The 15,379-nt window shown below is 59.3% G+C and carries 10 protein-coding genes; 3 read left to right on the top strand and 7 right to left on the bottom strand.

Annotation, left to right across the window (positions count from 1 at the left end; genetic code table 11):
• Positions 1-159: 159 nt before the first annotated feature.
• The 4 genes from BGO89_09070 to BGO89_09055 all read right to left on the bottom strand — a co-directional run bounded on the left by BGO89_09070 (position 160) and on the right by BGO89_09055 (position 4,238).
• On the bottom strand, positions 160-2,211 hold the full coding sequence (locus BGO89_09070; GenBank protein ID OJX56683.1) for a translation elongation factor G: 2,052 nt from the start codon (positions 2,209-2,211) through the stop codon (positions 160-162).
• A 40-nt stretch (positions 2,212-2,251) separates the two neighbouring features.
• Positions 2,252-2,719 (bottom strand): 30S ribosomal protein S7, encoded by a 468-nt coding sequence (locus tag BGO89_09065; GenBank protein ID OJX56682.1) that lies wholly within the window; start codon positions 2,717-2,719, stop codon positions 2,252-2,254.
• 41 nt (positions 2,720-2,760) lie between these two features.
• Positions 2,761-3,168: a 30S ribosomal protein S12 gene (locus BGO89_09060; GenBank protein OJX56681.1), complete on the bottom strand. Its 408-nt coding sequence runs from the start codon at positions 3,166-3,168 to the stop codon at positions 2,761-2,763.
• Between the two features lie 176 nt (positions 3,169-3,344).
• The gene (locus BGO89_09055; GenBank protein OJX56680.1) at positions 3,345-4,238 is read right to left on the bottom strand and encodes a hypothetical protein; all 894 of its coding nucleotides are present in this window, start codon (positions 4,236-4,238) and stop codon (positions 3,345-3,347) included.
• 144 nt (positions 4,239-4,382) lie between these two features.
• Between BGO89_09055 and BGO89_09050 the strand changes: the two genes are divergently transcribed.
• Positions 4,383-5,063, top strand: a complete 681-nt coding sequence (locus BGO89_09050) for a DNA-binding response regulator (GenBank protein ID OJX56679.1) — start codon at positions 4,383-4,385, stop codon at positions 5,061-5,063.
• Positions 5,060-6,301 carry a hypothetical protein gene (locus tag BGO89_09045; GenBank protein ID OJX56678.1) on the top strand — a complete coding sequence of 414 codons (1,242 nt, stop codon included), beginning with the start codon at positions 5,060-5,062 and terminating at the stop codon, positions 6,299-6,301. Before BGO89_09050 ends, BGO89_09045 begins: the two co-directional genes overlap by 4 nt.
• 11 nt (positions 6,302-6,312) lie before the next feature.
• On the opposite strand, the gene BGO89_09040 is transcribed toward BGO89_09045, so the two are convergent.
• Together BGO89_09040 and BGO89_09035 are read right to left on the bottom strand one after the other, a co-directional pair.
• Entirely contained in the window at positions 6,313-8,856 is a 2,544-nt protein-coding gene (locus tag BGO89_09040; GenBank protein OJX56677.1) for a hypothetical protein, read from the bottom strand.
• Between the two features lie 2 nt (positions 8,857-8,858).
• Positions 8,859-11,447, bottom strand: a complete 2,589-nt coding sequence (locus tag BGO89_09035) for a hypothetical protein (protein OJX56676.1) — start codon at positions 11,445-11,447, stop codon at positions 8,859-8,861.
• 124 nt (positions 11,448-11,571) lie between these two features.
• On the opposite strand from BGO89_09035, the gene BGO89_09030 reads away from it, so the two are divergent.
• Positions 11,572-13,098 (top strand): hypothetical protein, encoded by a 1,527-nt coding sequence (locus tag BGO89_09030; protein ID OJX56675.1) that lies wholly within the window; start codon positions 11,572-11,574, stop codon positions 13,096-13,098.
• 132 nt (positions 13,099-13,230) lie between these two features.
• On the opposite strand, the gene BGO89_09025 is transcribed toward BGO89_09030, so the two are convergent.
• Positions 13,231-15,330 carry a translation elongation factor G gene (locus tag BGO89_09025; GenBank protein OJX56674.1) on the bottom strand — a complete coding sequence of 700 codons (2,100 nt, stop codon included), beginning with the start codon at positions 15,328-15,330 and terminating at the stop codon, positions 13,231-13,233.
• Positions 15,331-15,379: the final 49 nt, after the last annotated feature.

Below are 15,379 nucleotides of genomic sequence, written 5' to 3'. Positions count from 1 at the left end.
TCTTGCGGTTGCTTCTCGTTCAGCCGAAGATAGACTTCAAAGATACGAAAAGTTCTGATACTGGCAAGCACACGAATCCACTTTCCCGAAAAAAACGCATTGGGCGTTTCCGGTACCACATAACGGAGTCTATACCGCTCACGCGTTCCGGTAGCAGAATTACCGGCGCGTGGTCGATGGTTCGTAATGCGAAAACGTCATCGTATACGAACCACGACCCTGTGTGAGCGATCGCAACTGCGTTACGTAGCCGAATAGCTGTGACAGCGGTACGACCGCCGTAACAACCTGGAGGATATCACGCACCTGAATGCCTTCAACCCTTCCACTTCGCGAGCTGAGGTCTGCAATGACCTCGCCCACGTATTCCTCGGGCGTAACGACCTCGACGTGGAAGACGGGCTCCATGATGACCGGATTGGCCATCCTTGCCGCATCCTTCGCTGCCATCGAGGCGGAGATCGCATATGCCATCTCCGTCGAATCTTCTTCCTGATATTCCGCACCGACCAGGGCCGCCACGATGTCGATCATGGGATACCCTGCGATGGGGCCTACCTTCAGGGCTTCCAGTGCGCCCTGTTCAGCACTTTTCACGTACGGCGCCGGAAGTACGTTCGGTCCCAGTTCATTGATGAACTCGAAGCCTTTTCCAGTTCCGTTCGGACGCAATTCGATTGTAACCTGTCCGAATTGATTCTTCCCCGTGGCACTGCGGATGAACTTTCCTTCGTGCCGAGCAGGGGTAGTAATCGTCTCGCGATATGCTACCTGAGGCTTGCCGACCTTGACCGGGACGTTGAATTCCCGCTTGAGGCGATCGACGATGATCTCCAGATGGAGCTCGCCGACACCCGAGATGATGATCTGTCCGGTTTCGGCATCCGTATGGAATCGAAACGTCGGATCTTCTTCAGAGAGCCGATGTAAGGATTCCGTCAGTTTGTCCTGATCTGCCAAGGTCCTGGCCTCAACCGCCTGGTTGATGACCGGCTCGGCAAAACGAATGCTTTCAAGCAGGATGGGGTGTTTCTGGTCGCAGAGAGTATCGCCCGTACGCGTGAATCGCAGTGCGGGGATGGCGACGATGTCGCCGGCATATGCTTCGTCGATCTCGTCGCGCTTGTTCGCACGCATGCGAAGAAGCTTGCCCGCGCGTTCCTTCTTGTCGTTGGTGACGTTGAAGATCTGCTCACCGGCCTTGACCGTTCCGGAGTAGATCCGTATGAACGTGAGACGCCCTACGAAGGGATCGGTAAGGATCTTGAATGCCAGCGCCGAAAAGGGCTCGGCATCGTCGGGCTTGCGTGTGAGTTCCCTGTCGGGATTCCTGACATCGAAGCCATGGACATGGCCGACGTCGAGTGGCGACGGGAGATAGGCGATGACGGCGTCGAGAAGCTGCTGAACGCCCTTGTTCTTGAAGGACGAACCGCACAGGACAGGCGTGAGCTTGTTGTGCAGCGTGACGTGCCTGAGGACACGCTTCAGTTCTTCCGCGCCGATTTCTTCACCGTTGAGATACCGTTCGAGCATGGCGTCATCATGTTCCGCCACGGCTTCGACGAGCATCATCCGGTAGCGCTCGGTTTCTTCCTTCATATCGTCGGGAAGCGGCAGCGTTTCGTAGGTCACACCACCATCGGCTTCGTTGTAGACGACGAGTGCCCGATCGACAAGATCGACGACACCCTTGAAGGTATCTTCAGCACCCCACGGTATCTGTATCGCAACCGGGCGGGCCTGCAACCGCTCGCGCATCATGTCGAGTACGCGGGGGAAGTTGGCGCCGATGCGATCCATCTTGTTCACGAAGGCGATGCGCGGAACGTGATACTGGCTGGCCTGATGCCATACCGTTTCACTCTGCGGCTCGACTCCGGCTACCGCACAGAAGAGTGCGATGGCTCCGTCGAGAACGCGCAACGAACGTTGAACTTCTGCCGTGAAGTCGACATGCCCGGGAGTATCGATGATATTGATCGTGTATCCGTGCCATGCACAGGTCGTGGCTGCGGAGGTGATGGTTATCCCCCGCTCCTTTTCCTGATCCATGTAGTCCATGAAGGCAGTGCCTTCATGCACTTCGCCCATGCGGTGCAGCACCCCGGTATAGAACAGGATGCGCTCCGTGGTCGTCGTCTTCCCGGCATCGATGTGAGCCATGATGCCGATGTTACGCACGAGGTCGATGGCGACGGTACGGGGCATGTCGGTCGTTAAACCTTAGTTGTCAAGGAACAAGGATCAATTACCACTTGAAGTGGGCGAAGGCACGGTTGGCATCGGCCATGCGGTGCATTTCGTCACGACGCTTGATTGCTCCGCCTTCACCGTTGGCAGCGGCCATGAGCTCGGAAGCGAGCTTGGCAGCCATCGAACGGTCACGGCGCTCGGAGGCGAACTTCTTGATCCAGCGGATCGCCAGGGCGACGCGGCGCTCTTCACGCACTTCCATCGGGACCTGATACGTAGCACCACCGACGCGGCGCGGACGGATCTCGAGTGCCGGCGAAGCGTTCTGAATCGCCTTGCGGAAGACGTCCAGCGGATTCTGTTCGGTCTTCTTACCGATCATGTCCAACGCATTGTAGACGAGCGTGCGGGCCGTAGCCTTCTTGCCTTCGTCCATGACGTTGTTCACGAACTTGGCCACGATGACATCATTGAACCGGGGATCCGGGGCCACGCGGCGTTTCTCTGCACGTTTCTTACGCATAACGACTGCTGATCAAGTGTGTTCGTCGATGAATTTCGTTGTTACTTCTTGCCCTTGCCTGCAGGTGCCGGAGCGCCGGGCTTGGGCTTCTTGGCGCCGTACTTGGAACGGGCCTGGTTGCGTTTGTTGACACCCTGCGTGTCCGCCGCACCGCGAACGATGTGGTAGCGAACACCGGGAAGGTCCTTCACACGGCCGCCGCGAATCAGCACGATCGAGTGTTCCTGAAGGTTGTGACCTTCGCCAGGGATGTAGGCGGTCACTTCGATGTTGTTCGTCAAGCGCACACGGGCAACCTTCCGGAGAGCCGAGTTCGGCTTCTTCGGCGTTGTCGTGTAAACACGCGTGCAAACACCGCGCTTCTGCGGACACGAGTCCAGAGCGGGCGACTTGCTCTTCGTGATGACTGCCTCACGGCCCTTGCGGACAAGCTGGCTGATCGTTGGCACGTGATCTCCGACTTCTATTGAGTTACGATACTGGATTCTGACCTGAACTCCGGCGCTCCGACCCTTCCGTTCGCACGGAGCGCGTCGAATCTTCCAGAGCCCGCAAAGATAAGGGGTTCATGTGGACAAACCAAATGCAATGTGGGATTTGCGTCGCGGCTGACCTCTTCACGAAACTATGGCTCAGCCGGAGTATCGGCGGCAGGCGGGAGTTTTGGAGCTTTCCTAGTCGATTTTTTCTTGGATGAATCCGCTTTCTGTAACGCCTTCGACTGGCGTTTCAGGTCCTTTTTCGCTTCATTGATATCTTCCATCCTCGGCAATGCCTCGGGGGCAACTCCACTTATACTGATCATCGATTCCCGGACCTTCTTCCCGACTTCACGAGCTATTTCCTCCGCCTGTCCTTGCCCGCTGACCCTGTCTGCCTTGATCTTCAACTCCGTCTGAGACATGGCGAAGAGATTCGCAGCCAATTCATCCTTCCCCATATAGTCCAGTGGTGTTCTACTGGAATCGATGCCTCGCAATTGTCGCAGTTGGGCAATCGACCTGTTGTAGAGACCGACATAGCGGGCATTCTGGAAATATGCGTAATTGACAACACCAGCCTGTTTCGCAGTGCTGGTCAGCGACTTTTCCCGCTCGGTAATCTCACCTCGGAACGCTATGCGATCAGCATTTTCGATTTGTTCGAAATGGTCCCTGATCGCCCCGGCTATGGTCGCGAAATAGTTAATTGCCCCAGCCACCTCAGGCTTTCTGGCATCTGCTCGCATGGCTATATAATAACAGGCCACTCTGGACAACTTCGCATCCGTCTCCTGCTTCCCATCGATGGTCCTACCAACGAACATGATATGATCCTGAATTGGCATACCCAGGGTATTCAGGATCTGCATCGCTTGATTCATCACCCGTTGAAAGGAATCCCATCCAGTATATCCCAGACAAGACATCAATGTGCGGGCGTACCAGAACCTGAAACCATTCTCCTCGGCGAAAGACTCGAAGTTCGGTTCGTCTTCGTTGAAATGGAATACATGCTGCGATGTTGATTGCTCGGCCATAGGTTACGAATATGGCGAACTATCCACTATTTGACAGGGTATCGAAGTTGAGGGAATTTACCGACGGACCATATCCGTCAACGACTACAGCCCCTGGCACTACCCTACCCCACCCACGTCCGCCGAATTGCTGATGTTCGCAGCATGACAGTCCTCATCATCGAAGACGAACCGAAACTGGCGGCCTTCATCAGCCAGGGCCTGGAGGAACACGGCTGGACGACGCACGTGGCCACGGATGGTCCCCTGGGCTGCCAGGCAGCACGCGACCTGCACCCGGAGGTGATCGTCCTGGATCTCCTCCTGCCTGGCCTGCACGGCCTGGACGTCTGCCGCGAGATCCGCACCTTCTCGACCGTACCGATCCTGATGCTGACGGCCCTGGGAACGACCGACGACAAGGTGACCGGCCTGGAATCGGGAGCCGACGACTATCTCGTCAAACCCTTCCAGTTCGAAGAGCTGGTAGCTCGCCTCCGGGCCCTCGCCAGACGCTCCCAGCCCGCATCGCAGCAGATATATCAGGTCGCGGACCTCGTCGTGGATGCCGGCAAACGCACGGTGTCGCGCGGCGGCAAGGACATCGCCCTCACGCCGCGGGAATACGGCCTGCTCGTCGAGCTCATCCGCGAACCGGGCGCCACCCGCAGCCGCTCCGAACTCGCGGAACGCGTCTGGGGCATCACCTTCGATACCGGCACGAACGTCATCGACGTCTACGTGAACTATCTGCGCAACAAGGTGGACAAGCCGTTCTCGCCCCGACTGATCCATACGGTCTTCGGCACCGGCTACGTCCTGAAGGAAACGAAGGAGCAGCCGTGACGATCCGCGTACGACTCACAGCGACGTTCACGGCCATCACGGCCGTCATCCTCGCAGGCGTCCTGGTCCTGATCTACGTGCTCACGGCACAGTCCACGCGTCACGACTTCTACGGCCGGCTGCGCGAACGCACGACGTCCGTCGCGACGGTCTTCCTCGAGCACGATACATTGTCGAGAGCGAAACTGCTCGACTTCAACCAACGCTATCACGAAGACCTCACCGACGAATCCGCAGCCGTCCTTCGCGACAACGGCCGGAAACAGGTCGTGGACCAGCATGGCGCGTTGAATACGTCGGAAGAGCTCCAGGCAGAGGCTCGCCAGCACGGCGTCATCCAGCGTCAATACGGTGAACGGCAACTCGTGGCGGAATACTATCACGACGCAGGCGGCAACTTCATCGTCGTGGTATCGGCGGTCGACCGCGCAGGCAACGAAAAACTGTCGACGCTACTGCTGCTGATGGCAGGTGGGTATTCGATGGGCCTCGTCGTACTCGCCCTCGCGGGTTCCTGGTTCGCCAAGGGCGCCATGCAGCCGTGGGAGCAGAGCATCGCCCGTGAACGCCTGTTCCTCGCCAACGCTTCGCACGAGTTGCGCACGCCACTGACGACGATGATCGGCGAGTTGCAGGTACGGCTTTCCCGTGAACGTACGGATGAGGAGTATCGCGAAACGCTTCGATCCGTCCTCATGGACGCCGAGCGTCTGAACGACATCGTCAACGGCATGCTCATGCTGTCGCAGGCCAACGCCAAACCCGACAGCATCCAGCGCGAGCCGGTACGTATGGACGACATCCTGTTCGACGTCCTGGCCATGATGCAACGACATCACGAGGCGCGGCGCATGCGTGTGGAATTCGACGTACCGAACGATGCGCACTCCGTCACGGTCATGGCGCATCCGATGATGATGAGGGTGGTCATCACGAACATCATCGACAACGCGCTGAAGTATTCGGGAAATGAAATCGTGGAGATCACGCTGCAGTCCGACAGCCATACCGTGCGGCTGATCGTGCGCGACAAGGGCCTGGGCATCGCTCCCGAGGATCTCATGCGTCTGACGGAACCATTCTTCCGAGCGGCCAGTGTGCGTCCGATCAGGGGATACGGAATCGGCATACCGCTCGCGGACAGGCTCATCACGCTATTCGGCGGCGAGTTGCAGATCAGCAGTGTGGAAGGATCGGGCACGACGGCAACCATCATCGTGCCCGTCTATGACAGGTAGGACTTCTTCGTTTATCGCTTCACGAAGCTTCGTGCTGCCGTGCGGCCGGCAGCGGATACCATGACGGTGTAAAGGCCTGGCGGAAGCGCCTGCACGGACACCGTTTCGTCGAGCACGCCTGCACCACGTACGATCGGACGGTCGACGACGATACGTCCGAGGATATCGATGATGGTCAATGACGTCGCATCCACGATGGAAGCGTCGGCGATGCGAAGGATATCGGATGCGGGATTGGGATGGACATCGGCGAGCGTATTTCCTCCGGGATGAGGCCGTCCTTCTTCCACCGTCGTGACGCGTACGGCATCGCCGTAGAGCGTCCGCTTCGACGTACTGTAGACATCGCCATCGGGCAGGACGAAGGAGAGGCGCAAGGCGCTCGCATGCGTCCCTTCCTGTTCCGGAGTGAAGCGGATCCGAACTTCGATCCGCTCATCAGCCTGAACGACTGCCGGCAGGCGAGGTACGACATCGACGATGGTGAAAGGCGCAACCACACCCTCGATGCCATTCACCGTCATCTCCATGTTGACGTTATGCTTGAAAGTCAGCACCATCTCCGCCGACCCCCCAACAGCCACCGTCCCGAACGGCACCCCGGTAGATCCTATGGGACATATACCACCGACGTGCAGGCGTTCGACGCCTGCAGACGTAGTAACGACGAGCCATGCATTGTGCGCTCCCCCACGACGGGGATCATATCGGAACAGAAGATCCCGCGACATACCGGGCCCCAGCACGATGGGCAGTTCCAGCGTTTCCGACAAGGCGAACTGATCGTAGTCGTCCCCGACGAAGTCCACGGAGGTGATCATAACACGCCGGTCCGTTCCGTTGTACAACTGTCCTGGCAGCACCGTATCGCGCGTACGGCCAGCAGGGATCGCACCGAAGAACACATGACCGACACGCGACTGCAGACCACTGGCTCCGCTCGTTCCACACCATGTTACCGTGATCGTGTCCACGATCGGACCGTCGTTCGCGATGACGCAATGCGCACGATGGATACCGGCGTGCGTCGCAGTGGCACGGAACTCCACATCCGAAGCCGCACCGGCTTCGATCCGGAACGATCCATCGGGAGTGACGACGGCGAGGCCCGCGGCATCGGGACCTTCAACGGCGATGTTACGCACCGTAAGGGCGGATACCCCTTCATTCTCGAGAATGCCGCCCAGCGTTCGATCGAGCGCCTGCCCGATATTCACGACACCGATGTCGACGACGCGCCGGGCAAGACGCAACAATCCTCTATCCGGCTCCACCGTCAGCATGCACATTACCGTCTGGACGTCCGAACATCCATTCCCGATCACTACATCGTACTGTCCCGAATCCGAACGCCGTGCGTTCTCGATGACGTAGTGTGGTTTCGTCGCATCGTAGATAGGAACGAGATCCTTCCGCCACTGGAACGACGTAGCACCCGTTGCCGCGACCCCGAGTTCGATACGGCTGCCGATGGCTCCCTTCCTCGTACCTGGAAGATCCGTCGTGACGACGGGAGCGATGCATCCCTCCGTCCGACGGACGATCATTCCATCGGCACCCACGACGACGATGGCGGAACCCGCGAAATCCAGGGCGACCGCCTGGAGATTCGGCAGCGTGCTCGTCGCAGGCGACCACGTCGCACCACGGTCCTTGCTCGTCAGGAACGTATGCCTCCCGAAGGCGATATGGCCTTCTTCCATCACCTTGTTGCCCGCGAGAGCGATTTCGCCACTCGGCCCCATGGCCGCATCGACGAACGTTCCCGCCTGATGCCCCAGCACGACGAAGGTCCGGCCGCCATCCGTCGACCGCAGCAACGGCGGCGGAATGGACAGCAGCGATTCCCCACCGGCCACGATGTCGCTCTTCGACGTCATGATGACGGAGGTCAGGAAGCCAGGCCGTTCACGCGGTCCTTCATAGGCAACCGTCCATGTGGCACCACCGTCGTCCGTGGTGCATACGAGATGGACGTCGACGCCGCTGGCCAGCACGACACTGCCCACGATACAACCATGGCCGGCATCGAACATATCGGCACCACGATACAGATGCGCGCGCTGCCCACGCAACGGATCCACCACTTCGGTCCACGTCAGTCCCGCATCCGTCGTGCGCAGGATCACACCGTCGTTCCAGTCTGCCGTCATGCCGACGATGAGCCCGACGCCCGACGGACTGATGTCCATTTCCATCGCCATGAACGACTCCGGATGGCCGCTCGGAATGGCCCGCCACGAAGCACCACCGTTCGTCGTGCGCCAGATATCGCCATCACGCGTGACTGCGACTGCGATGTCGGGACTCACTGCCTGCACGGCCCTGAAGTCATCCGTCGTCGGAACGGTCAGCCGCTCGGACCATGTCTTCCCGCCGTCCACGCTCCTCCGGACGGTACCGTAGACGCCGACGGCATATCCGGCCGTTTCGCCAGCGAACGAAACGTCGACCAGGGCGAAGCTCCCTCCTTCGACGACGACCTTCCATTGTGCCTGCACGGGTATGCAGGCGAACGATGCGAGCAGAACCAGAATCGCCAGCAGACGCTTCATGACTACCTCTTGACCATACGTGATGTACTGCGCTTGCCGTCCGACACGAGTGAGACCGTATAGGCTCCTGAGGGAACATCCTCTATATCGATGGCGGCATGGATACCGTCCATGCCTGCGTCGACGTCGAGCGTCCGCACCGTGCGTCCGAACATATCGGTGATGGAGATGCGTACGCGACCGCCAGGCCCGGGCGCATCGATCCACAGTCGGTCATCGGCGGGAATGGGCCGCAGCTGGAGCCTGCCGGCAGGGGCCTCCTCGACGGTCGCCACGATAGGTGTGCGGCCGGTGAGAAGCCTGCGCTCCGTCTGCACGACGACACCTTCCGGAGATTCCCATGAGAGACGAAGTCCCGTAAGACCTGCTCCTGGCTTGGTAGGCCTGTACCGCACGACGACTTCCAGAAGACCGTCGGCACCGACGGTGGCAGGGAGACGCGGATTGACCTCCTGGAGGGAGAAATCGCCGTCCTGAAGATCGATGGCCCGGCATATCAGTTCATCGTCGAGTACGTGTTCGAAATAGAGCGTCGTATCCCTGCTTATTCCCACGCCGACACGGCCGTAGTCCACGACGTCCGTATACCACGTCGGACGCGATACGCCGACGATCGGCAGACGTCGTTCGACACCGCCCTGTCCGATGACGAGCACGGCATGATAGGTTCTCGGAATGGACGGAGAGAAGGAGAGACCGACACCACGACCGGCACCGGACTCCAGCGGGATGGGCAGACCATCGTAGCCTTCGAGGCTGAAGCTGAAGATATCGTCACCGCTCAGATACATCGTGTCGATGGTCATCGGTTCGGCGAAGTCGTTCACGATAAGATCCGGCAACACCGTATCCTTTGTCTGCCCCATGTCGACCACACCGAAATCGACCATGCGTCTGGAATACAGCACGGGCAGACCTTGTCGTTCCGCACCGGCACTACCACTGACATGGACGACGGGATTGTCCGCACCTTCCGTCAACAACTGCAGTGCGGCCCAGTGCGTTCCGACTTCCTCCGGACGATACCGGACATGCACATCGACGGAAGCCCCGGGAGCGACGAGAGTGTTGGCGTGATTACCGACGATGGAGAAGAAGGACGATTCACCGGCGATCCGTACATCGACGATACGGACGGATGTTTGACCACCATTCAGGAAGGCACCCGTGAAGACCGTATCGCGCGTTTCACCCCGTTGCGTGGCACCGCATTCGAGATGCTTCGCCATCGCCACCAGACGGGACGGAAGCGTCACGGCAAGCGTACACACGTTACTCCTGACGGTATTGCAGTCCGAGATCACGTCGACGCGATACATCCCCGAATCCTTGATCTCCGCACCGATGATGGGATAGATCCTGTGTACGGCACCGGGAATGGCGACGTCGTTGTGATACCAGAGGAAGCGATCGGATTCCCGCTCGCTTTCGACGGACAGGGCCATCGTCGCTCCGTACGGCATCGTCGCCGAATCGGGCAGATCGCGGACAATCGACGTTGCAGGGCACTGATACGCCACATGCGCCCCCTCACCCTCGACGCCTGCAGCGAGGACACGTGTGGTACCCGCAACGGCCACGGTGGAAGGAGCGAACTTCATGGGCGAGATCGTCTCGCGTCCCCACGCCATGCCACCATTCCACGTATAGATGGCGCTCGGCATCTTGCGGACTTCCTGACCGATGACGTCCGTCACCACTCCTACGGCCACGCCGTTCGTGGTTCCGAGGAAGACGAGGTCGCGCACGTCCCGCAGATGTTCGTTGGCTTCGAAACGCCATTGCTCACCGCCGTCGTCCGACGCGAAGAAGCCGGCCGCATCATCGGGATCCACGGTACCGAGAACGAGGATAGCGTCCGATGTCGTTCGGGCTATCGCATTCGCTTCGAACCGTTCCGCAGACGTATATCGATGCTGCCAGGTCCGCCCACCATCGGTGGTCGTCAGCACGAGGGCATGGTGTTCGGAGACGCTTTGCCACGTCGTTCCGGCGATGGCGCCGCGCAACGGGTCGTGGAAGTGTATGGCTGCGTAGTTATGAGGGACGCCTTCGACCGGATTGCCCACGGTCGCCCATGTACGTCCGGCATCCACGCTATGAAGGATCAGCCCCCGCATGGATTCGGACATCGTTCCCACGATGGTCGCTTCCGTATCCGACGAGAAGACGACGGAGACGAGATTCCACTCCGAATCGAGAACGGCCGAGGTGAACTGTATTCCATCCTCCGAGCGCAGAAGTCTTCCGCCCTCACCTACGACCACCACCGTTCCCGATGGAGAAACGGCCACGCCCCGCAGGTGTTCGCGGGCATTGGAAACCAGGGGCGACCATACCGCCCCGCCGTCCGTCGTCGACGTCAGCGTACCGTGTTCACCCACGGCCCAGCCGTGCAGGGAATCGGCGAAGGCCGCGTCGCGCAGCGTCTGCGTCGTATGCATGTCGACGGGCTGCCAGCCGCCCTGGGCCCGGGCGGAGGTTCCGACGAGGAGAAGAGCGAGCGCCAGGGTGGCCGACCATAACGCGGTCCTGTACTGCCCCAGACCTGCTCCTACGAGTTGCGAGAGGAGTTCCTGTTTCGTGTTCATGATGATCGTTCGTATTCCGAAGGAATGGCATTGTGTGGATTCAAATGCAAGGACGTGCTCGGAATCGATAGGTTCACACCATTTTTGCAGTATTCTTCCAAGTCGAACGGACCCCCTCAGCCACATGCCCTCGAATGCTTCGGACTCATTGCATCGCCTGATCACGTCGTTGCACCGCACGGAGAAAGGCTACGTCAAGAAGTATTGCTCCCGCCACGTCCTCGGCGACGGCAACGATTATCTGCGCCTGTTCGACGCAGTCGATGCCATGGACGAGTACGACGAACGGCGGCTGAAGGAATCCCTCAGCGACTCGCCGATGGTGAAACGACTGCCCTCCGTCAAGAACTACCTCTTCCAGCAGATCCTGGAGGCGATGCGGGCCTATCATGCCGCGAAGTCGGCGGAACGGCAGATCGTCGAGCTCCTGGTCGATGCCGACTTCCTGTGGGAGAAAGCGCTCTACGATCTCGCCTACAAACGGATCGTGAAGGCCAAGGACCTTGCGGAACGCCATTTCGAATACGCCTTCTGGCTCAAGATCATCTCCTGGGAGAAGAACTACTGGTATCTGGTCAGGGGCATGGTACAGGAGGAGAACGGGCGGGACGTCCTGTCCAGCGAACAGGAGCGCATCGCAGCCCACCTCCTGAATACCATCGCCTATGAAAGCATCGGGAACATGCTGCAATTGCAACTCCACCGGCTTTCGTCGTCGAACGACCCTGACGCCCGCAAATGGCTGGACGCCTTCCCGGATCTCGAAGAGATCAAGGACGAAGCCCATGCCACATCTCCCCTCGCCCGCTGCAACTTCCACCTCATGCAGTACGGCTACGAGTCGCTGTATCACGACGACAACGAACAGGCCTACGTCCACGCGCGGAATCTGATAGACTTCATCCACGCCACTCCCGGACTCGCCACCGGCCATCCGAACTATCTCATGGTGGCGCAACTCGCCTACCTCACGACCTGTGTCGCGACGAAGCGGTACGACGAATACCTGGCCCACATCGACGAGCTATGGGGGGACGCTGGAACGACTGCACTGACCAGGAACATCAGCGTCAAGAAATTCTACCGCGCCCTTACGGTCGAACTGCGGTATGCCGGAGTGACCGGAAACATGGAGCGCATCCTCGATCGCCTCCCCTTCATCCTGCACCAGCTCAACGATCTGTGGGACTCCATTCCGGCGCACTACCAGGCGACATCGACCTTCACGATCGCCCAACTGTGCAGGCCCGTGGGAAGGATCAGGGAGGCCGATGCGGCCATGCGCCTGTTCAGCCGCGTTCCCGAAGACGTACGCGTCGACATCCATGCCGCCGTCCGCATCCAGCAGATGCAGCAGGCCGTGGAGCGGCAGGACTGGGACTACCTGACCAATGCCGTGCGGACGGCGAAGCGGTTCCTGAAGAAATCGGGTTTCGCCAGCAGGCGTACGGACATCATGTTGTCCTATTTCTCGAGAGTCGGTCAGGCTCCTCCCAAGCGGAGGAAAGCCCTGGTACAGGAGGCGCTGAATGCCCTGTCCAACTACCCTGCGTCGACTGATATCGCCGACGTGGTCGAGACGGCCGGTACCGAACACTGGCTCAGAAGTCTGGCAACGGCGGCGCAGTCGAAATACCAGGTATCGATATAATATTCGATCCGAACGAGCGATCCGCCATGGCCGCGGACAGGATCGGATGCCGTGGGACTACCCGCAAAAAGAAAACTCCGTGCATCGTTGCCGATGCACGGAGTCTGGATTTTCGAACCGATCGTCCGACGCTTACTTGTTACCTTCGGCGCGACGCTTCTGATATTCCTTGACCATCTCTTCCTGGACGTTGCGCGGTACGGGTTGGTACTTCTCGAATTCCATCGAGAACTCGCCCTTACCTTGCGTCACGGAACGGAGGTCCGTGGAGTATCCGAACATTTCGGACAGCGGTACTTCCGATTCGATCGTGACGTAGCCCATGTCCGTTTCCGTGCCGAGGATGACGCCACGGCGCTGGTTGATCTGGCCGATCACCGTACCCTGGAACTCTTCCGGTGCGCTCACTTCGAGCTTCATGATCGGCTCGAGGATCACCGGCTTGCAGGCCGAGTACGATTCGCGGAAAGCCTGGATGGCAGCCGTCTTGAACGCCATTTCCGACGAGTCGACCGCGTGCGTCGCACCGTCGTTGATCGTCACGCGTACACCGACGACCGGCTGACCGATCAGCGTACCCTCCTTGACGGCTTCACGGAAGCCCTTGTCACAGGCAGGAACGTACTCACGGGGAATCACGCCGCCGACGATGTCGTCCACGAATTCATACATTTCCACAGCGTCGCTCGGAAGCGGATCGATGAAACCGCCCACGCGGGCGAACTGACCCGAACCACCCGTCTGCTTCTTGTGCGTGTAGTTGAAGTCGGCGCGCGCCGTGATCGTTTCGCGGAAAGCTACCTTCGGACGACCGACGGTGATTTCCGTGTTGTATTCACGACGGATACGCTCGATGTAGATCTCGAGGTGAAGTTCACCCATGCCCTTGATGATCGTTTCGCCGGACTCTTCGTCTCGCATCACGCGGAACGTCGGGTCTTCCTTGGTGAAGCGGTTCAGGGCCTTCGAGAAGTTCACCTGACCTGCCTTGTCCTTCGGAGCTACGGCAAGTTCGATCACAGGCTCGGGAACGAACATCGACGTCATCGAATAGCGGACGTTGCCATCGGTGAACGTGTCGCCCGAGGCGCAGTCCACGCCGAACAGGGCCACGATGTCACCGGCGACCGATTTTTCCTCGAGTTCGTGCATTTCGCTGGAGTGCATGCGCACGAGGCGGGGAACCTTGACCTTCTTGCCGTTGGCGACGTTGAAGATCGTATCGCCCTTACCTACCGAACCCTGATAGATACGCATGTAGGTGAGCTGTCCGTACCGGCCGTCCTCGAGCTTGAAGGCAAGCATGACGAGCGGCTTGTTGGGATCGGGATCGAGGGTGACTTTCTCTTCGTTGTTGTCCTGGTCGAGCGCTTCGTTCTTGATCTGGTCGGGCGACGGAAGGAAGTCCACGACACCATCGAGCAACAGCTGAACGCCCTTGTTCTTGTAGGCGGAGCCACAGAAGACGGGCGTCATCTTCATGCTGAGGGCACCCTTGCGGATGGCGGACTTGAGTTCCGCTTCCGTGGGTTCTTCGTCCATGAGGAACTTCTCCATCAGACTGTCTTCGAAGTCGGCGGCGACTTCGATCAGGTGATGGCGCAGTTCCTTGGCCTTCGGCATGAGGTCGGCCGGAATTTCTTCGATACGGATGTCGTCACCCGAATCGCCGTCGAAATAGACGGCCTTCATGGTCACGAGGTTGAGGCAGCCCTGGAGCTTGTCTTCGAGACCGATCGGATACGTCACGAAGGCAGGATTGTGCTGGAGCTTCTCGCGAAGCTGGTCGACGACCTTGTCCGGATTGGCACCCTGACGGTCGGCCTTGTTGATGAAGGCCAGACGGGGTACGCTGTAGCGGCGCATCTGACGGTCTACCGTGATCGACTGCGACTGCACACCTGCAACCGAGCACAGAACCAGGACGGCGCCATCGAGTACGCGCAGGGCGCGCTCTACTTCCACCGTGAAGTCCACGTGACCGGGAGTGTCGATCAGGTTGATGTTGTAGTCGCCCCACGTGCAGTACGTGGCGGCCGACTGGATGGTGATACCCTTTTCACGTTCGAGGTCCATCGAGTCCATCTTGGCGCCGACACCGTCCTTACCGCGGACTTCGTGAATTGCGTGGATTTTACCCGTGTAATACAGGATACGCTCGGACAGTGTGGTCTTGCCGGAATCGATGTGGGCCGAGATCCCGATGTTCCGAACCTTTGACAGATCTGCCATGGCCGTTCATTGGTATAAGTGGAGAGACTGATTCGCTTCGACAGCTTTT

This window comes from Candidatus Kapaibacterium thiocyanatum, from assembly GCA_001899175.1.
Lineage (GTDB): Bacteria > Bacteroidota > Ignavibacteria > Kapaibacteriales > Kapaibacteriaceae > Kapaibacterium > Kapaibacterium thiocyanatum.
This window is presented reverse-complemented; position numbering and strand designations above follow the sequence as displayed.